14 protein-coding genes, 2 tRNA genes, 1 rRNA gene and 1 pseudogene are annotated in these 17,993 nt (G+C 57.4%); 14 read left to right on the forward strand and 4 right to left on the reverse strand.

Features of this window, described 5'->3' with window-relative positions; genetic code table 11:
* Positions 1 to 2 precede the first annotated feature (2 nt).
* The 3 genes from rrf (at position 3) to GRH90_RS16500 (ending at position 529) form a co-directional block, all read left to right on the forward strand.
* A 5S ribosomal RNA gene (rrf, locus tag GRH90_RS16490) occupies positions 3 to 118 on the forward strand.
* 250 nt (positions 119 to 368) lie between these two features.
* Positions 369 to 445: transfer RNA gene (locus GRH90_RS16495), tRNA-Asp, on the forward strand.
* 8 nt (positions 446 to 453) lie between these two features.
* Positions 454 to 529: transfer RNA gene (locus GRH90_RS16500), tRNA-Trp, on the forward strand.
* A gap of 235 nt (positions 530 to 764) precedes the next feature.
* Here the strand turns inward: GRH90_RS16500 and GRH90_RS16505 are convergent.
* Positions 765 to 1,196, reverse strand: coding sequence for a fibronectin type III domain-containing protein (locus GRH90_RS16505; protein WP_162367062.1), 432 nt, complete (start codon positions 1,194 to 1,196; stop codon positions 765 to 767).
* Between the two features lie 1,035 nt (positions 1,197 to 2,231).
* On the opposite strand from GRH90_RS16505, the gene ytfQ reads away from it, so the two are divergent.
* The 4 genes and pseudogenes from ytfQ to yjfF all read left to right on the forward strand — a co-directional run.
* Positions 2,232 to 3,188 (forward strand): galactofuranose ABC transporter, galactofuranose-binding protein YtfQ, encoded by a 957-nt coding sequence (ytfQ, locus tag GRH90_RS16510; RefSeq protein ID WP_162367063.1) that lies wholly within the window; start codon positions 2,232 to 2,234, stop codon positions 3,186 to 3,188.
* A gap of 302 nt (positions 3,189 to 3,490) precedes the next feature.
* Complete coding sequence (ytfR, locus tag GRH90_RS16515; protein ID WP_162367064.1) at positions 3,491 to 4,999, forward strand: galactofuranose ABC transporter, ATP-binding protein YtfR; 1,509 nt, start codon at positions 3,491 to 3,493, stop codon at positions 4,997 to 4,999.
* A gap of 14 nt (positions 5,000 to 5,013) precedes the next feature.
* Positions 5,014 to 6,030: a galactofuranose ABC transporter, ATP-binding protein YtfT gene (ytfT, locus tag GRH90_RS16520; protein ID WP_162367065.1), complete on the forward strand. Its 1,017-nt coding sequence runs from the start codon at positions 5,014 to 5,016 to the stop codon at positions 6,028 to 6,030.
* A pseudogene (yjfF, locus tag GRH90_RS16525) lies at positions 6,023 to 7,000 on the forward strand (galactofuranose ABC transporter, permease protein YjfF); the annotation flags it as partial. The gene ytfT and the pseudogene yjfF, both read left to right, overlap by 8 nt.
* Positions 7,001 to 7,116: 116 nt before the next feature.
* Here the strand turns inward: yjfF and hdfR are convergent.
* Entirely contained in the window at positions 7,117 to 7,935 is an 819-nt protein-coding gene (hdfR, locus tag GRH90_RS16530; RefSeq protein ID WP_162367067.1) for an HTH-type transcriptional regulator HdfR, read from the reverse strand.
* 120 nt (positions 7,936 to 8,055) lie between these two features.
* On the opposite strand from hdfR, the gene GRH90_RS16535 reads away from it, so the two are divergent.
* Positions 8,056 to 8,394 (forward strand): MaoP family protein, encoded by a 339-nt coding sequence (locus tag GRH90_RS16535; RefSeq protein ID WP_162367068.1) that lies wholly within the window; start codon positions 8,056 to 8,058, stop codon positions 8,392 to 8,394.
* Positions 8,395 to 8,435: 41 nt separating this feature from the next.
* Here the strand turns inward: GRH90_RS16535 and GRH90_RS16540 are convergent, their stop codons facing one another.
* On the reverse strand, positions 8,436 to 9,959 hold the full coding sequence (locus GRH90_RS16540; protein WP_162367069.1) for a YifB family Mg chelatase-like AAA ATPase: 1,524 nt from the start codon (positions 9,957 to 9,959) through the stop codon (positions 8,436 to 8,438).
* A gap of 387 nt (positions 9,960 to 10,346) precedes the next feature.
* Here GRH90_RS16540 and ilvL point away from each other — a divergent pair, with 387 nt between their 5' ends.
* The 6 genes from ilvL to ilvA all read left to right on the forward strand — a co-directional run bounded on the left by ilvL (position 10,347) and on the right by ilvA (position 16,921).
* Positions 10,347 to 10,448 (forward strand): ilv operon leader peptide, encoded by a 102-nt coding sequence (gene ilvL, locus GRH90_RS16545; protein WP_162367070.1) that lies wholly within the window; start codon positions 10,347 to 10,349, stop codon positions 10,446 to 10,448.
* 155 nt (positions 10,449 to 10,603) lie between these two features.
* Positions 10,604 to 12,250, forward strand: a complete 1,647-nt coding sequence (ilvG, locus tag GRH90_RS16550; protein WP_162367071.1) for an acetolactate synthase 2 catalytic subunit — start codon at positions 10,604 to 10,606, stop codon at positions 12,248 to 12,250.
* Entirely contained in the window at positions 12,247 to 12,504 is a 258-nt protein-coding gene (gene ilvM / locus GRH90_RS16555; RefSeq protein ID WP_162367072.1) for an acetolactate synthase 2 small subunit, read from the forward strand. The genes ilvG and ilvM overlap by 4 nt, the downstream gene beginning before the upstream one ends.
* Positions 12,505 to 12,525: 21 nt before the next feature.
* Complete coding sequence (locus GRH90_RS16560) at positions 12,526 to 13,455, forward strand: branched-chain amino acid transaminase (protein ID WP_162367073.1); 930 nt, start codon at positions 12,526 to 12,528, stop codon at positions 13,453 to 13,455.
* Positions 13,456 to 13,520: 65 nt separating this feature from the next.
* On the forward strand, positions 13,521 to 15,371 hold the full coding sequence (ilvD, locus tag GRH90_RS16565; RefSeq protein ID WP_162367074.1) for a dihydroxy-acid dehydratase: 1,851 nt from the start codon (positions 13,521 to 13,523) through the stop codon (positions 15,369 to 15,371).
* Between the two features lie 5 nt (positions 15,372 to 15,376).
* Positions 15,377 to 16,921: a threonine ammonia-lyase, biosynthetic gene (gene ilvA, locus GRH90_RS16570; protein ID WP_162367075.1), complete on the forward strand. Its 1,545-nt coding sequence runs from the start codon at positions 15,377 to 15,379 to the stop codon at positions 16,919 to 16,921.
* Positions 16,922 to 16,930: 9 nt separating this feature from the next.
* On the opposite strand, the gene ilvY is transcribed toward ilvA, so the two are convergent.
* Positions 16,931 to 17,818 (reverse strand): HTH-type transcriptional activator IlvY, encoded by an 888-nt coding sequence (gene ilvY, locus GRH90_RS16575; RefSeq protein WP_162367076.1) that lies wholly within the window; start codon positions 17,816 to 17,818, stop codon positions 16,931 to 16,933.
* Positions 17,819 to 17,993 lie beyond the last annotated feature (175 nt).

Raw genomic sequence — 17,993 nt, forward strand, 5'->3', positions numbered from 1 at the left:
TGCCTGGCGGCACTAGCGCGGTGGTCCCACCTGACCCCATGCCGAACTCAGCAGTGAAACGCCGTAGCGCCGATGGTAGTGTGGGGTCTCCCCATGCGAGAGTAGGGAACTGCCAGGCATCCATTAAGACCCAATACCTTGAGCGCAGCGAGAGGCGTTGTTGAAAAAAACCTGGCGGTTCGCTACTCGAGCAGAGAGTAGGACAACCGGCTTTGCCGGTTGAACGAAGCCGCAGGCGGGCATCAACTGCCAGGCATACATTAAGACCCAATACCTTGAGCGCAGCGAGAGGCGTTGGTGAGCACCACAAACGGTTTTAACATGCGTTGACCCCGCAAATGTTATGTTTGGGTGTAGTACCGAATCGTGGTGCGGTAGTTCAGTCGGTTAGAATACCGGCCTGTCACGCCGGGGGTCGCGGGTTCGAGTCCCGTCCGCACCGCCACCCTATTTAGGGGCGTAGTTCAATTGGTAGAGCACCGGTCTCCAAAACCGGGTGTTGGGAGTTCGAGTCTCTCCGCCCCTGCCAGATCAAAAAAAAGCCCTTCGCTTACGCGAGGGGTTTTTTTTTGGCCTTGTCACTGTAAACGCAATGCATTCTCCTCTCTGAAATATTGTGCTATTTTTTTACACAATAAACTGCCTAGGACGGGCCAAATGTAAATAATTCACAAATATCAGCAAAGCTCCTAAGATAATTGTATATTCGATAGCCTGCGTGCATTATGCTGCCCTTTAACCTGGCAGCATCGGATAGCGGATTTTTACCAGCTAGAATAGTTATATTTTCCGTAGTATGGGCGCGGCGGATAATAATATGGTGGGGGTGGATAGCATCCCGGCCGCGGTGGATAATAAGGTTGAGAAGAATAAACCAGAGGCGGTGTATTAAAATAAATTCCGGCGGGGAGATCGCTATATTGTCCATCAAAGCCTACGGCAAAAGCCTGGAATGAATAAGCCCTATCGGGGATCAAGTTTTGCAGGCTCAGCCAAGGTTCGGTGGTTTGGCCTGCCCAGTAACCGGGGGCAGCGGCCTGCCATACATTATAATACGCAACAGGTGCGCCGCCGATGCCTGGCGTCCAGCTTGGATCTACGGAAGTAGCGGTTAGATTTGATATCTGCATGCTGGTGGGTGATGCCGGCGGCTCAGCGAACGGTCGGCTATAATAAAAAGCGTTTGAATTTGCCATAATTATATCCTCGATATTTAATGCGTTAACAATGGTTCTGCAAAAATAAAAAGGTTTTTCTTATAATGCTACTACGGTGATGAATTAAAGGAACGTGATGGCAGGTATGCTGGCCGATATATTGATAATTCCCTCATCGTACTGAAAGAGTAGAAACATGGAGCTCATAATCAAGTTGTGAATATAAAATTTTACCCAAAAGTATTAACGCCGCTTAGCAAAGAAATATTAATATACACAAGAAAAATATGGCAGTAATTCAATACCGTCGATTGCCTAAAATCGCATCAATATTGTCTAGTTTAGCTAATGCATAAAATAGTTTAAATATTATCACCAAGCACAATGCTTTCCAGCGAAAGCTTTTTCAGAAGAGTTTGGTTTAATCTGGGTCAAGTTTATGGACTCTATCTTCTTCAGCGGCTCTTCCCGGGGTCTTACCAATCACATTCTCCGTCGGCAGAGCTTTTCCTGGCGGCGCCCTCACGTTAAGGAAGATAAACGAAGTTTGGTTGTAATTTGATCGTTTCTCGACTAATGAATTTATAGGTAGCCGCGATCCTAAACAACTTTTTTTACAGTGTGGGCCGCAAAACGAGGGATAATATTACCAAAAAATAAGCTAAAATATCCATATAAAAAAATCAAATTGGCTATGGTAATTTTGTTTATCCAAAAGCGATGGATCCGTTTGCCTTATCTCTCTATAACAATCGCCAGAAAAGCGATGTTTGGCCGATAAAAACGAGTAGCAGATTAGGACACGGCATGTTCGGTGTTACTGGTAAAATGAAGAAATGAGAAAGGTGGTAATTACTTATTATTGAAGCATTTAATTTTCGATGCGCGAGATGACTAGACAAAAATAGTTCCATAAGCTACAGATTTAAATAAAGAAGTTGCTATCAAACCCTGCTCTTATTTATCAAAAATGTGATGCGGCCCGATATAAAAAAGCGTTTTTTTGTTTAGTTTTATTATTGCTAGCAATCTAATGATACCAGCACATTTTATGATTATAAGAGGATGATGACTATGTGGAAGCGTTTACTTTTAGTGTCCGCCATTTCTGTCGCCATGTCTTCCGTGGCTTTTGCCGAGTCGTTGACCGTCGGTTTTTCTCAAGTGGGTTCTGAGTCGGGCTGGCGAGCGGCGGAAACTTCGGTGGCAAAAACTGAAGCACAAAAACGCGGCATTACCTTAAAAATCGCCGACGGACAGCAAAAACAAGAAAACCAGATCAAGGCTGTTCGCTCGTTCATTGCCCAAGGTGTTGACGCCATCTTTATCGCGCCGGTAGTGCAAACCGGCTGGGAGCCGGTGCTGCAGGAAGCCAAGAGCGCTAAGATCCCGGTTTTTTTACTCGACCGGGCCATTAAAGTGAAAGACGATTCGCTCTATTTGGCGGTGGTTACCGCCGATAACGTCCTCGAAGGCCAACTGATTGGCGACTGGCTGGTCAAGACCGTGGGCGACAAACCCTGTAATGTGGTGGAATTGCAGGGCACCGTGGGCGCAAGCGTCGCCATTGACCGCAAGAAAGGCTTTGCAGATGCCATTGCCAAAGCGCATAACATAAAAATCATTCGTTCACAGTCCGGCGATTTTACCCGCAGTAAAGGTAAAGAAGTCATGGAAAGCTTCATCAAGGCCGAGAACAACGGCAAGAACATTTGCATGGTGTTTGCCCATAATGACGACATGGCGATCGGCGCCATCCAGGCCATTAAAGAAGCCGGCCTGAAGCCAGGCAAAGATATTCTTACCGGCTCCATCGACGGCGTGCCGGATATCTATAAAGCGATGCTGGCGGGCGAAGCCAACGCTAACGTGGAGTTAACGCCGAATATGGCCGGACCGGCGTTTGATGCGCTGGCTAAATACAAAAAAGACGGCACCGTACCGACAAAAATTATCAAGACGCAAAGCAAACTGTTTTTGCCTGCCGACGCCCAGACCGAGTTGGATAAGAAAAGCGGCATGGGCTATTAACGCGCGGCAAGCCCTGCCGGCGGCGGTGGCGGGGCTTGTTTCACGAATAAGTGCCCGGCCTGCAGATATAGATACATCGTAAATGTGTCCCTTGGGTTGGGGTTTTGGCGCCGAGACCCCAGCCGCCAGGGAGCATCTCCACTGTGTTGTCTACACACTCCCGGCGCATTTGTAGCTGATGATGAAAATCTATTGCTCGCCCCCAGCCTTGTCCGTTGACCATCGGCACCGATGCCAGGCGGTTGATGGAGCAGCGGTCTGGCAAGGGTATTTTTCCGGCTACGTCTTAAGGAGCATTTACCATGGGTATTATCGATAGTCATGATGATGTATTACTCCGCATCACCGGCCTGAGCAAAACCTTTCCCGGCGTAAAAGCGCTGAACAATGTGTCATTGAGCCTCAGACGTGGTGAAATCATGGCGCTGCTCGGTGAGAACGGCGCGGGAAAATCTACCTTGATCAAGGCGTTAACCGGTGTTTACCAGCGTGACGGCGGTTCGGTAAACCTGGACGGCCAAGACATTCATCCCAAGAATACCGCCCATGCTCAGCAGCTTGGCATCGGCACCGTTTATCAGGAAGTCAATCTGCTGCCGAACCTGTCGGTGGCTGATAATTTGTTTATCGGCCGCGAACCGCGGCGGTTTGGTTTTATCGATCGCAAAGAAATTAACCGCCGGGCGGTGACATTACTGGCCGGCTATGGTTTTGCGCTGGATGTCACCGAGCCGCTAGGGCACTTTTCGGTGGCGATGCAGCAGATCGTGGCCATTTGCCGGGCGGTGGATCTGTCGGCCAAGGTGCTGATCCTGGATGAGCCGACCGCCAGCCTCGACGCCAATGAAGTCGAGATGTTGTTTACTATCATGCGCCAATTGCGCGAGCGGGGCATCAGCCTGATCTTTGTTACCCATTTCCTCGATCAGGTCTATAAGATCACCGATCGGATTACCGTTCTGCGCAACGGCGAATTTGTCGGCACCCGCAATACCCGCGAACTCCCCCATATTGAATTGGTTAAGATGATGTTGGGCCGCGAATTGGGCGAACATGCCCTGCAGCGCGCCGGCCGTACCCTGCACAGCGAAAAGCCCGTGGCGGCCTTTGCCGGCTATGGCAAGAAAAATACCATTGCTCCCTTTGACCTGGAGATCAGGCCGGGTGAAATCGTCGGGCTTGCCGGGCTGTTGGGATCGGGGCGTACGGAAACCGCCGAGGTTATCTTCGGCATTCGCCCGGCGGATTCAGGCACCGCCTGGATCAAAGGCACCCAGCGGACCATTCGTTCGCCGAACCAGGCAGGCAGGCTGGGATTGGGTTTTTGTCCCGAAGATCGTAAAACGGACGGCATTATCGCCGCCGCGTCGGTGCGGGAAAATATCATCCTGGCCCTGCAGGTACAGCGCGGATGGCTGCGGCCCATCCCGCGCAAGGAACAAAATAATATCGCCGAGCGTTTTATCCGCCAGTTGGACATCCGCACGCCCAGCGCCGAGCAGCCGATAGAGTTCCTGTCCGGCGGCAATCAGCAAAAGGTGCTGCTGTCGCGCTGGCTGCTGACCAAACCGCAGTTCCTGATCCTTGATGAGCCCACGAGGGGTATCGATGTCGGCGCGCATGCCGAAATCATCCGCCTGATAGAATCCTTGTGCGCCGATGGCCTGGCCCTGCTGGTGATCTCATCAGAGCTTGAGGAACTGGTGGGTTATGCCGATCGGGTCGTTATTCTGCGCGACAGGAAACATATCGCGGCCATCCCGCTCGATAAGCTATCCGTCAGCGCCATTATGAACGCCATTGCCGCCTAAGGAGCATGAACGTTATGTCTGGTTCAACGTCATCCGAAACTAAAGTCGTTGTCGCCAAGCGCTGGCCGGTGGGGATGCCGCAGCTGGCCGCGTTGGTGGTCGTGTTAGTGGTTGACAGTATCGTCGCCAATAATTTTTTCTCAATCCATATCCAGGACGGACGGTTATTCGGCAGCATGATTGATATCTTAAATCGCTGCGCGCCGGTAGCGTTGCTGTCGATCGGCATGACGCTGGTCATTGCCACCGGAGGCATCGACCTGTCGGTGGGGGCGGTGATGGCCATTGCCGGCGCGGTGACCGCGACCCTGACCGTGCAGGGCTATAGCCTGCCGGTGATCATCCTGACAACCCTGGGCGTGGGCGTGCTTTCGGGCTTATGGAACGGCGTCCTGGTGGCGCTGCTGAAAATACAGCCTTTCGTGGCGACGCTTATCCTGATGGTCGCCGGGCGGGGCGTAGCGCAGCTGGTGACCGAAGGTCAAATCATCACCTTCAACAATCCGGCATTATCCTGGATCGGCAGCGGCTCGTTGCTCTATTTCCCGGTACCGGTGTTTATCACCTTGATTACGCTGGTCCTGGCCTGGCTGTTGACGCGAAAAACCGCCCTGGGGCTGTTTATCGAGGCGGTGGGCATTAACATCCGCGCGGCGAAAAACGCCGGGGTGAAGACGCGGGTTATCGTGATGTCCACTTACATCCTGAGCGGACTGTGCGCCGCCGTCGCCGGCTTGATTGTCACCGCCGACATCCGTGGCGCTGATGCCAATAATGCCGGCCTGTGGCTGGAGCTGGACGCCATCCTGGCGGTGGTGATCGGCGGGGCCTCGCTGATGGGCGGGCGCTTTAACCTGTTCCTCTCGATCCTGGGGGCGTTGATTATCCAGGGGATGAATACCGGCATATTGCTGTCGGGCTTCCAGCCGGAGCTTAACCAGGTGGTGAAAGCCGTGGTGGTGCTCTGTGTACTGGTGATGCAGTCACCCAGCTTTATCGCATTTATCCGCAGGAGCCGTCGCCATGCTTAAACGTAACCTCCCCCTGGTCATTACCATCGCGGTATTTATTCTCGGTTATCTGTTTTGCCTGAGCCGGTTCCCCGGCTTCGCCTCGACTCGGGTTATCTGCAATATCCTGACGGATAACGCGTTCCTCGGCATTATCGCCGTCGGCATGACCTTTGTGATTATCTCCGGCGGCATCGATCTTTCCGTGGGTTCGGTCATCGCCTTTACCGGCGTATTCCTGGCCAAGGTTATCGGTGATTATCATCTGTCGCCGCTGCTGGCGTTTCCGCTGGTATTGCTGATGGGCTGCGGATTCGGCGCCTTTATGGGCTGGCTTATCGATACGCTGAAAATCCCGGCGTTTATTATTACCCTTGCCGGTATGTTTTTCCTGCGCGGCGCCAGTTACCTGGTGTCGGAGGAGTCCCTGCCGATTGATCATCCGATATATGAAACCCTCTCGGGGCTGGCCTGGCAAATACCCGGCGGCGGACGCCTGAGCGCCATGGGGGTGCTGATGCTGCTGGTGATGGTGTTCGGCATCCTGCTGGCCCGCTATACCCCGTTCGGCAGCCAGGTATACGCTATCGGCGGCAACGCGACGGCCGCCAACCTAATGGGGGTGTCGACCCGCAGCACCACGATTCGTATTTATATGCTCTCGACCGGCCTGGCGACCCTGGCGGGTATTGTGTTCTCGATTTATACCTCGGCCGGTTACGCGCTGGCCGGCATGGGGGTGGAGCTTGACGCCATCGCCTCGGTGGTGATCGGCGGCACGCTGCTGAGCGGCGGTATAGGCACGGTGTTCGGCACGATGTTCGGCGTCATGATCCAGGGGCTTATCCAGACCTATATCAACTTTGACGGCACCCTGAGCTCCTGGTGGACCAAGATCGTGATTGGCATCCTGCTGTTTGCGTTTATCACCCTGCAACGACTGTTGAACTCGTTGTGGGAAAATAAGCAAACGGCCAAGGTGACTAGCATCCCTCCGACCGGCATCCGGGCGGAAAGCCTGCAGAAGGCCCATACTGCCCCCGCGGCCGGATACCCGGGGGATGGCCCGGCTTGATGCCCGATAAGGACGTGGCAGGCCTCGCAGGCCTAAATCATGGGCGTTTTCAACAGTTGCCGTATTTGGGCGCGCTGATCGCTGTTCTGCAGCCATACGGCATACAGCGGCCTGACCAGCGGGGGAATATCGGCGATGGCGGTCAGGTCGGGATATAACTCGGCCCAATGGCTGGGTAAGAAGACGCATGCCCCGGTGGTTGGCAGCAGGCTGCGGGCCAACAGGGCCGAGGTGGTGCTCATTACCGGCAGCGGATTATTCACCAGCAGCCGGCTTTCATGGGTATGGAAATCCGCCCCCCACTCAAGACGGATGTAGGGCCGTTCACCCGTCTCGGGTTCGGCCGAGGCGGCGAACAGCGATAACGAAAAATTCCCCAGCAGCTGGCAGGTCAGCTCCTCCATTTTTGGCGCTTCGGTGCTGATCAGCAAATCCAGCTGGCGTTCATGTAATTGGTTGATCAGCCCATGGCGCAGCGCAATGCGGGCTTCCAGCTGCAGGGTGGGGCGCTGCTGGTATAATAACTGCAGCCATTGCCCCAGCCAGGCCTCCCACAGCGAGGCGGTGGCGCCAATCGACAACAGGCTATGCTGCAGCGAGCGGGTCACCTCTTTTTTGGCCAATTGCCAAGTGGACATCAGGTTTTCCGCATAGGGCAGCAGGCTTTCTCCCGCGGGCGTCAGCCGGATATTATTGCGGTGCCGGGTAAATAAACTGACCCCCAGTTGCGTTTCCAATTGACGAATCCGAAAGCTTACGGCCGACTGCGTCAGGTAAAGCGCTTCCGCGGCGCGACCAAAGTGTCGCGTCCTGCTAACTTCCAAAAAGGTTTTCAGTAATTCCGTGTCCACGCCCATCTCCAAAAATTCTTATCGTAACGATTTAAATGTTTTGTTTTACAGAAAGTCAAGCCTATCTAATACTCCGCGCCATAAACAGTACGGCTTATGAAAGGATGGGGAGCGCTTAAGATGGCGGACAGCTTTTCTAGTACCAATCGTTATTTCGATAACAAGAATTACCCGCGCGGGTTTTCCCGGCATGGCCATTTCACCATTCGGGAAGCTCAATTGCTGGAGCGTTGCGGGCACGCCTACAACGATCTGGACAGCGGCAAGCGCGAGCCGGTTACCGAAGAAGAGAAACAATTCGTTGCGGTGTGCCAGGGCCAGCGCGAGCCTTCCACCGAACATGAAAAAGTGTGGTTCAAGTATATCGAGCACATTCGTCGTCCCAAGCGCTTCCATACTTTGTCCGGCGGAAAACCGCAGATGGATGTGGTGGAAGACTATACCGACAGCGAAGATTAAAATCGTCTTGGGGCCGCGGCCCCAAAATTATTCCCTTTATCCTATCCCATTTGCCGCCAAAGCTGCAGCAGCAGGCGATCGATACTGCGATAGCTGACGGCCTCCGCCAGATGACCGCGCTGTATCTCCGGCACACCCGCCAAATCCGCCAGCGTACGGGCGACCTTCAGTGTCCGGTGCCAGGCGCGTACCGAAAGTCCCAGTTTTTCCATGACGCCTTCCAGGAAAACCGCATCTTCCTCGCCAAGACGACAATATAGCGCGACCTCCTGGTTATTCAGGTGCGCATTGATTTTTTGGCCGCGCCGCAGCTGGATCTCGCGTGCCGCCTCTACCCGGGCGCGCACCGTGGCGCTGGTTTCGCCCGACGGGTCTTGCCGGCGCAGCATTCCCGGCGGCAACAGCGGCACCTCGATGGAGATATCGAAACGATCCAGGAAGGGACCGGATAAGCGGTTAAGGTAGCGCAGGGTCTGCTGTGGGCCGCTGCGGCTGTGGACGCCCTGGTAGTCTCCGGACGGACTGGGGTTCATTGCCGCGACCAGTTGGAAACGCGCGGGGTATTGTACCTTGGCCCGCGCCCGGGAGATAACGATTTCGCCCGCTTCCAGCGGTTCGCGCAGCGCGTCCAGCACCCGCCGCTGGAACTCAGGCAGTTCATCCAGAAACAGCACCCCGTTATGGGCCAGGGAAATTTCCCCCGGCCGGGGAAGGGGGCCGCCGCCGACCAGCGCCGCCATCGAGGCGCTGTGATGCGGGGCGCGAAACGGCCGCTGTCGCCAATTTAACCGCGCGGTCTCCACATTCATCAGGCCGGTCAGCGCGGCGGTCTCTATGGCCTCCGTATCGCTTAACGGCGGCATCAGCCCGGGCAACCTGCTGGCCAGCATGGTCTTGCCGGTGCCCGGCGGGCCGATAAGCAGCAGGTTATGACCGCCCGCGGCGGCAATCTCCAGCGCGCGCTTGGCCTGCTGCTGGCCGGTAATGTCGCGGAGATCGTCGCCGTTATGCTCCATGGGCGGCATATCGAGGCCTGGCACGGTATCGAGCCCTGCCTGGCCCTGCAGGAAGGCGCACACCTCGCGTAAATGCCCGGCAACCAGCACGTTGCTGTCCGGCACCAGGCCGGCCTCGTCGCAATTGTGGCGCGACAGGACCAATCGCCGTCCGGCCCGCGACGAGGCCAGCGCCGCCGGAATAGCGCCCTGCACCGGCCGCAGTTCCCCGGACAGCGCCAGCTCGCCCAGGAACTCGTGCTGCGCCAGCTTCAGACCGGCAATTTGCTCCGAGGCGCTCAGGATTGCCAGCGCGATAGGCAAATCATAGCGCCCGCCTTCCTTGGGCAGGTCGGCCGGCGCCAGGCTGACGGTGATGCGCCGGGCGGGAAAATCGAAACCGTTGTTCAGCAGCGCGCTGCGCACCCGATCGCGCGCGCCTTTTACCGTGGCGTCCGGCAGTCCCACCAGGGTAAAGCCGGGCAGCCCTTTACTGATATGAGCTTCCACCGAGATCAGGGGCGCCTGGATGCCGATTGACGCCCGGGTATAGATTAACGCAAGGGACATGCCTACCCCCTCCATGCCGGTGCCGGCCGCCGGACTTCAAATGCCGGCATCGGTCTTTATCATGCCCGCTTTGCGTATCCGGCCCAGGTGAAAATCATTCCCCTGCGGGACGGATCGTAAAATTTTTAAGGCTTTTGCGGTGATTCGCATTGTATGCGCGCGGGTGGCTCAGGATCCTCCGTCGGCATGGGTATCTTGCGCGGTGCCCAGCAATTGGCGCAGAAAATGAAAAATATTCATGACGAATCAAATTATTGAAAATTAGTCTATTTTGTCTTTTCCCCAGACGCCGGAATAAGCAAAAATGATAAAAAAGGTTGTCATAAACCCATTTACTGTGATAACTCTGTAGGCATTCATTCGAGCTGAAGTAATGAAAACCTATTTATGAAAGCCTTTGTCCAAGTGATTAGCCTAGTCGTGATTAGCGTGGTGGTGATTATTATCCCACCGTGCGGGGCTGCACTTGGACGAAGAAAAGCTTATTAAACAAGCTTAAATCTCAAGAAGACCCCCGCACCGAAAGGACGGGGGTTTTTTTTTGGCTCATTTTTATGACAACCAATACGCAATAAGAATAAGGAGCAGAAAATGATTATTAGCATAAAATCCTGTTCCCAGCGCAGACAGGCGGGGAACTAACTATGAACGGTGCTCAGTGGGTAGTGTCAGCGTTGCGCGCACAGGGTGTGGATATGGTTTTCGGTTATCCCGGCGGCGCTATCATGCCGGTATACGACGCGCTCTATGACGGCGGGGTGGAACATCTGCTATGCCGCCATGAACAGGGCGCGGCCATGGCGGCGATTGGCTACGCACGAGCTACCGGCAAAGTCGGCGTCTGTATCGCCACCTCGGGACCCGGCGCGACCAATTTGATTACCGGCCTGGCGGATGCCCTGCTGGACTCCGTGCCGCTGGTGGCCATCACCGGGCAGGTCGGCTCGGCGCTTATCGGCACCGACGCGTTCCAGGAAATCGATGTACTGGGTCTGTCCCTGGCCTGCACCAAACACAGTTTCCTGGTCGAGAGCCTGGACGAGTTGCCGGCGATCATGGCCGAAGCCTTCGCCATTGCCACCTCCGGGCGGCCGGGACCGGTTTTGATCGATATCCCGAAGGATATCCAACTGGCCTCCGGCGAACTCAGCCCGCACCTGGTCGCCATGGACGATCGGGGCGGCGTTATCCAGGGTGACGTGGCGGCGGCCCGCGAACTGCTGCGCCAGGCGCGCAAACCAATGTTGTATATCGGCGGCGGCGTCGGCATGGCGCGCGCGGTGCCCGCGCTGCGTGATTTTATCAATCGCACCGGCATGCCGAGCGTGGCGACCCTGAAAGGCCTGGGCGCGCCGGATCGGGATGACGCCTGTTACCTGGGCATGCTGGGCATGCACGGCAACCAGGCGGCTAATCTGGCGGTACAGTCGTGCGATCTGCTGATGGCGGTCGGCGCCCGTTTTGACGACCGGGTCACCGGCAAGCTGAATACCTTTGCGCCCCATGCCAAGGTGATCCACCTGGATATCGATCCGGCGGAGCTGGGCAAATTGCGCCAGGTCCATGTCGGGTTGCAGGGCGATTTGAACCGGCTGTTTCCCGCCCTGGCGCAGGAACTGTCCATCGACGACTGGCGGATAGAAACCCAGGCGCTGAAAGCGGAATACCGGTGGCGTTACGATCATCCCGGCGAGGCCATTTATGCGCCGGCGCTGCTGAACGCGCTGTCCAGGCGCGCGCCGGACAATACCGTGGTGACCACCGACGTCGGCCAGCACCAGATGTGGGCCGCCCAGCATATGAGTTTCAGCCGCCCGGAAAATTTCATCACCTCCAGCGGCCTGGGCACCATGGGCTTCGGCGTTCCCGCGGCGGTTGGCGCCCAGGTGGCCCGTCCCCGGGACACGGTGGTTTGCGTGTCCGGCGACGGCTCGTTTATGATGAACGTCCAGGAACTGACCACCATCAAGCGAAAACGGCTGCCGCTGAAAATCGTCTTGATGGACAATCAGCGATTAGGCATGGTCCGACAGTGGCAACAATTGTTTTTTGACGGACGTTACAGCGAGACTTCCCTGACAGATAACCCCGATTTTCTCATCCTGGCCAGCGCGTTTGATATCCCCGGCCAACGAATTACCCGTAAAGACCAGATTGATGCCGCCTTTGAGGCCATGTTTACCCACCAGGGACCCTACCTGCTGCATGTCTCCATCGACGAGAACGAAAATGTCTGGCCGCTGGTGCCGCCCGGCGCCGGCAATGAAACCATGCTGGAGAAAATATCATGATGCAACATCAGCTTTACATCGAGGCGCGTTCCCGCCCGGAAATTCTGGAACGAGTGCTGCGGGTGGTGCGCCATCGCGGATTTCGGATTTGCGCATTAAATATGACGCCGCAAGCCAACCCGGAATGTATAAATATTCAAATGACTGTTGCAAGCATTCGCCCGGTCGATTTACTGTCTTCACAATTAAGTAAACTTATGGATGTCGCCTGTGTCGAGATCCAGCAATTGACATCACAACAAATACGCGCCTAAGGCACGAGTAAGGAAAAGAAAATGACGACGAAGAAAGCTGATTATATTTGGTTCAACGGCGAGATGGTTCCATGGGCGGAGGCCAAGGTCCACGTGATGTCCCACGCGCTGCATTATGGATCATCAGTCTTCGAAGGTGTCCGTTGCTACGACTCGCATAAAGGGCCGGTGGTATTCCGCCATCGCGAACATATGCAACGCCTGCAGGATTCGGCCAAGATTTACCGTATGCCGGTGATCCAGAGCGTTGATGATTTAATGGAAGCCTGTCGCGCGGTGCTGCGCAAAAATAAGCTGGTCAGCGCCTATATCCGTCCGCTGGTGTTTGTCGGCGACGTGGGCATGGGCGTTAACCCGCCGGCCGGTTATACCACCGACGTTATTATCGCCGCGTTCCCGTGGGGCGCCTATCTGGGCGAAGACGCGCTGGATCAGGGCATCGACGCCATGGTCTCTTCCTGGAACCGGGTGGCGGCCAATACCATCCCGACGGCGGCCAAGGCCGGCGGCAACTATCTTTCCTCCATGCTGGTGGGCAGCGAAGCCCGGCGCCATGGCTATCAGGAAGGTATTGCGCTGGATGTCCACGGTTATGTTTCCGAAGGCGCGGGCGAAAACCTGTTCGAGGTGAAGGAGGGCATCCTGTTTACGCCGCCGTTCACCTCTTCCGCCCTGCCCGGCATTACCCGCGACGCCATCATCAAACTGGCGAAGGATCGCGGTATCGAAGTGCGCGAGCAGGTGCTGTCCCGTGAATCGCTGTATCTGGCCGACGAAGTATTTATGTCCGGCACCGCGGCGGAAATCACCCCGGTGCGCAGCGTCGACGGCATCCAGGTCGGCATCGGCCGCTGCGGTCCGGTGACCAAACAACTGCAGCAGGCGTTTTTCGGCCTGTTCACCGGCGAGACCGAAGATAAATGGGGCTGGCTGGATCCGGTCAACAACTAAAATAATAGGCTTTTCACAGCAGGCGGGAGCAACCGCCTGCCATAAGATTAACTGGAGTATTGAGCATGCCAAAGTATCGTTCCGCCACCACCACCCACGGCCGCAATATGGCCGGCGCCCGCGCCTTATGGCGCGCCACCGGCATGACCGATGATGATTTCGACAAGCCGATTATTGCCGTGGTCAACTCCTTTACCCAATTTGTGCCGGGCCATGTGCACCTGCGCGATTTGGGTAAACTGGTTGCCGAACAGATTGAAGCCTCCGGCGGCGTGGCGAAAGAATTCAATACCATCGCGGTGGACGACGGCATCGCCATGGGACACGGCGGCATGCTGTACTCCCTGCCTTCGCGCGAGCTGATTGCCGATTCGGTGGAGTACATGGTCAACGCCCACTGCGCCGACGCCATGGTCTGTATTTCCAATTGCGATAAGATCACCCCGGGGATGCTGATGGCGTCGCTGCGCCTGAATATCCCGGTGATTTTTGTCTCCGGCGGCCCGATGGAAGCCGGCAAGACCAAGCTGTCCGATAAAATCATCAAGCTGGATTTGATTGACGCCATGATCCAGGGCGCCAACCCAAACGTGTCCGACGCGGACAGCAACCAGATCGAGCGTTCCGCCTGCCCTACCTGCGGTTCCTGTTCCGGCATGTTTACCGCCAACTCGATGAACTGCCTGACCGAAGCCCTGGGCCTGTCCCAGCCGGGCAACGGTTCGCTGCTGGCGACCCATGCCGACAGGCGCCAGCTGTTCCTCAACGCCGGCAAGCGCATCGTCGAGCTGACCAAACGTTATTATGAACAGGACGACGAGAGCGCGCTGCCGCGCAGCATCGCCTGCAAGGCCGCGTTTGAAAACGCCATGACGCTGGATATCGCCATGGGCGGCTCCACCAATACCGTACTGCATCTGCTGGCGGCGGCGCAGGAAGGGGAGGTGGATTTCACCATGGCGGATATCGACCGGTTATCGCGCCGGGTGCCGCATCTGTGCAAGGTGGCGCCTAGCACGCAGAAATACCATATGGAAGACGTCCACCGCGCAGGCGGCGTCTGGGGCATCCTGGGCGAGCTGGACCGCACCGGCCTGCTGAACCGCGAGGTCAGCAATATCCTCGGGCTGAAACTGCCGGAAACCCTGCAACAGTATGATGTAATGCTGACCGAGGACGCGGAAGTGAAAAGCATGTACTCCGCCGGGCCGGCCGGTATCCGCACCACCAAGGCCTTCTCGCAGGACTGCCGCTGGCCGTCGCTGGATACCGACCGTAAAGACGGCTGTATCCGCTCCCGTGAGTTCGCCTATAGCCAGGACGGCGGGCTGGCGGTGCTGTACGGCAATATTGCCGAAGACGGCTGTATCGTCAAAACCGCCGGCGTGGATAAGGGCAGCCTGATCTTCAGCGGCCCGGCCAAGGTGTATGAAAGCCAGGAAGCGGCCACCGAGGCCATCCTGGGCGGCAAAGTGGTGGCCGGCGACGTGGTGGTCATCCGCTACGAAGGGCCGAAAGGCGGGCCGGGCATGCAGGAAATGCTTTATCCCACCACCTACCTGAAATCCATGGGCCTGGGCAAGCGGTGCGCGCTGATTACCGACGGTCGTTTTTCCGGCGGCACCTCGGGCCTGTCCATCGGCCATGTTTCGCCTGAAGCCGCCAGCGGCGGCCTGATCGGCCTGGTGCAGGACGGCGATATTATCAATATCAATATCCATGAGCGCGGCATAACGCTGGACGTGGCGGACAGCGAACTGGCCGCCCGGCGGGAAACGCAGCTGGCGCGCGGCGCGGACGCCTGGACGCCGGTAGATCGCGAACGTCAGGTCTCCTTTGCCCTGCGGGCCTATGCCCTGCTTGCCACCAGCGCCGACAAGGGCGCGGTGCGCGATAAAAGCCAGCTGGGGGGCTAACGGTCATGGCCGACTCCCTACCGTTGCCCGCCGCGCCCTGCGCCGCGGAGTACCTGCGCGCCACGCTACGCTCGCCGGTGTATGAGGTGGCCCAGGTCACCCCATTGCAAGTCATGGAGAAACTCTCCGCGCGCCTGGGCAATACCGTCCTGGTGAAGCGGGAGGACCGGCAGCCGGTGCACAGCTTTAAGCTGCGCGGCGCCTACGCGATGATTTCCGGCCTGAGCGAAGAGCAGAAGGCCCAGGGCGTGGTGACCGCCTCGGCGGGCAACCATGCCCAGGGCGTGGCGCTCTCCGCCACCAAGCTCGGCATCAAATCGCTTATCGTCATGCCGGTCGCCACGGCGGATATCAAGGTGGACGCGGTGCGCAGCTTTGGCGGCGAGGCCTACCTGTACGGCGCTAATTTCGATGAAGCCAAGGCCAAGGCGATTGAGCTGGCGCGCGATCATAACTATACCTTTGTGCCGCCGTTCGACCATCCGGCGGTGATCGCCGGCCAGGGCACCTTGGCGATGGAGCTGCTGCAGCAGGACGCGCATCTGGACCGGATCTTCGTGCCGGTGGGCGGCGGCGGCCTGGCCGCGGGCGTGGCGGTGCTGATCAAGCACCTGATGCCGCAGATTCAGGTGATCGGCGTGGAAGCCGAGGAATCCGCCTGCCTGTGCGCGGCGCTTAAGGCCGGTGAGCCGGTGGACCTCCCCCGGGTCGGGCTGTTTGCCGAAGGGGTGGCGGTCAGGCGTATCGGCGACGAGACGTTCCGCTTATGCCGCGAGTATCTGGATGATGTGATCACCGTGGACAGCGACGCCATCTGCGCGGCGGTCAAGGACCTGTTCGAGGATGTGCGCGCGATTGCGGAGCCGGCGGGCGCGCTGGCGCTGGCGGGCATGAAAAAATATATCCAGCAGCATCATATCCAGGGCGAGCGCCTGGCTCATGTGCTGTCCGGCGCCAATGTCAATTTCCACGGCCTGCGTTATGTCTCCGAGCGTTGCGAGCTGGGCGAGCAGCGCGAAGCGCTGATGGCGGTGACTATTCCGGAGCAGAAAGGCAGTTTCCTGAAGTTTTGCCAGCTGCTGGGCGGCCGGGCGGTAACCGAATTCAACTATCGCTATGCCGACGCGGACAACGCCTGCATTTTTGTCGGCGTGCGCCTGAGCCGGGGGCACGTGGAGCGCGATGAGATTTTAAGCGAGCTGACCGCCGGCGGTTACCAGGTGGTGGACCTGTCCGACGACGAAATGGCCAAGCTGCACGTGCGTTATATGGTGGGCGGCCGCCCGTCGAAACCGCTGCGCGAACGCCTGTATAGCTTTGAATTCCCGGAATCGCCGGGCGCCCTGCTGAAGTTTTTGCATACCCTGGGCACCCATTGGAATATTTCGCTGTTCCATTACCGCAGCCACGGCACCGATTACGGGCGGGTAATGGCGGGGTTTGAGCTGGGCGAGCAGGAGCCGGAATTCGATCGGCATCTGTCCGCGCTGGGTTATGAATGCCATGATGAAACCAAGAATCCGGCGTTCCGCTTTTTTCTGCAAGGATAAGGATGGTACTTAGCGTTCCAGCAGTTGCCAGAACGCTTCGATCAGCGGCTCCCGCAACCGCCTGCGCTGTACGCATACCCCCAGTTCCAGCGGCTCGACCGGCGTGCCGTGCTCGATTATCCGCACCCGGTTGCGCACCGGCTCGGGGCTATTATCCACCACCACCGACGGAATAAGGGCGATGCCGCAGCCGAGCGCCACCATGGAAACGATGGCCTCGTGCCCCGCCACGGTGGCGTAAATCTGCGGGTTGGCGATATGGTTGCCGCGAAACCAGCGATCGATACGACGGCGTGCCGGGCCGTGCTCCGGTAAAATAAAGGGTATATGCGACCAATCCGGCGGTTCCGCCAAGGCCTGCGAGCGCACCGGGCAGGGCAGCGCCGGGGTAATTAAAATCATCGGGATGTGGCCGATGGAGGCAAAATCGATGCTGGCGGGCAACATTTCCGGGTGGCCGGCGATACCCAGATCGGCGTCGCCGGACTGCACCTTTTCCACCGCGTCGGCGGGGTCGCCGGTGGTCAGTTTAATTTCCACCAGCGGGTGCCGGGCGCGGAAATGGTCGAGGATCGGCGGCAGGTGGCTATAGGCGGCGGTCACCGAGCAGAACAGCCGCAGCTCGCCGCTGAGCGACGGGCCGTGCTGGCCCAGGCGGTGCGAGAGCTGCTGGTATTGCAGCAGCGTCTGCTGGGCAAAAATCTTTAGCTGCTCGCCGGCGTCGGTAAGCTGTACCGTGCGGTTATCGCGCAGGAACAATACCCGTCCCACGTCCTCTTCCAGGCGTTGGATCTGACGCGACAGCGTCGAGGGACTGACGTGGGTCGCTTTAGCCGTGCGGCCGAAATGGCGGCTTTCCGCCAAATGAAGAAACAATTTGAGATCGCGCAGATCCATATCGGGACCACCTTAGCCGAGCGTTATCACAGCGCAACGTACGCGTTGCATAATATGCAATATCAGATTGTTAATATATCAATTTAAGCAACATGATTCCTGCTTTATAGTGGCAAATATCCTATTCCCGCCAGGCGGGAACCCTTATACCGGAACCACCATACCCTTTTACGGA

This window comes from Acerihabitans arboris (genome assembly GCF_010131535.1).
GTDB lineage: Bacteria > Pseudomonadota > Gammaproteobacteria > Enterobacterales > Enterobacteriaceae > Acerihabitans > Acerihabitans arboris.

Bases quoted from the DNA above. Each gene is read 5' to 3' on its own strand.
- ytfQ (WP_162367063.1), top strand. From the start codon at position 2,232: ATGTGGAAGCGTTTACTTTTAGTGTCCGCCATTTCTGTCGCCATGTCT.
- ilvY (WP_162367076.1), bottom strand. From the start codon at position 17,818: ATGGATCTGCGCGATCTCAAATTGTTTCTTCATTTGGCGGAAAGCCGC.
- ytfT (WP_162367065.1), top strand. From the start codon at position 5,014: ATGTCTGGTTCAACGTCATCCGAAACTAAAGTCGTTGTCGCCAAGCGC.
- GRH90_RS16560 (WP_162367073.1), top strand. From the start codon at position 12,526: ATGACGACGAAGAAAGCTGATTATATTTGGTTCAACGGCGAGATGGTT.
- ilvD (WP_162367074.1), top strand. From the start codon at position 13,521: ATGCCAAAGTATCGTTCCGCCACCACCACCCACGGCCGCAATATGGCC.
- ilvG (WP_162367071.1), top strand. From the start codon at position 10,604: ATGAACGGTGCTCAGTGGGTAGTGTCAGCGTTGCGCGCACAGGGTGTG.
- GRH90_RS16535 (WP_162367068.1), top strand. From the start codon at position 8,056: ATGGCGGACAGCTTTTCTAGTACCAATCGTTATTTCGATAACAAGAAT.
- ilvA (WP_162367075.1), top strand. From the start codon at position 15,377: ATGGCCGACTCCCTACCGTTGCCCGCCGCGCCCTGCGCCGCGGAGTAC.
- ilvM (WP_162367072.1), top strand. From the start codon at position 12,247: ATGATGCAACATCAGCTTTACATCGAGGCGCGTTCCCGCCCGGAAATT.
- ytfR (WP_162367064.1), top strand. From the start codon at position 3,491: ATGGGTATTATCGATAGTCATGATGATGTATTACTCCGCATCACCGGC.
- ilvL (WP_162367070.1), top strand. From the start codon at position 10,347: ATGAAAGCCTTTGTCCAAGTGATTAGCCTAGTCGTGATTAGCGTGGTG.
- GRH90_RS16505 (WP_162367062.1), bottom strand. From the start codon at position 1,196: ATGGCAAATTCAAACGCTTTTTATTATAGCCGACCGTTCGCTGAGCCG.
- GRH90_RS16540 (WP_162367069.1), bottom strand. From the start codon at position 9,959: ATGTCCCTTGCGTTAATCTATACCCGGGCGTCAATCGGCATCCAGGCG.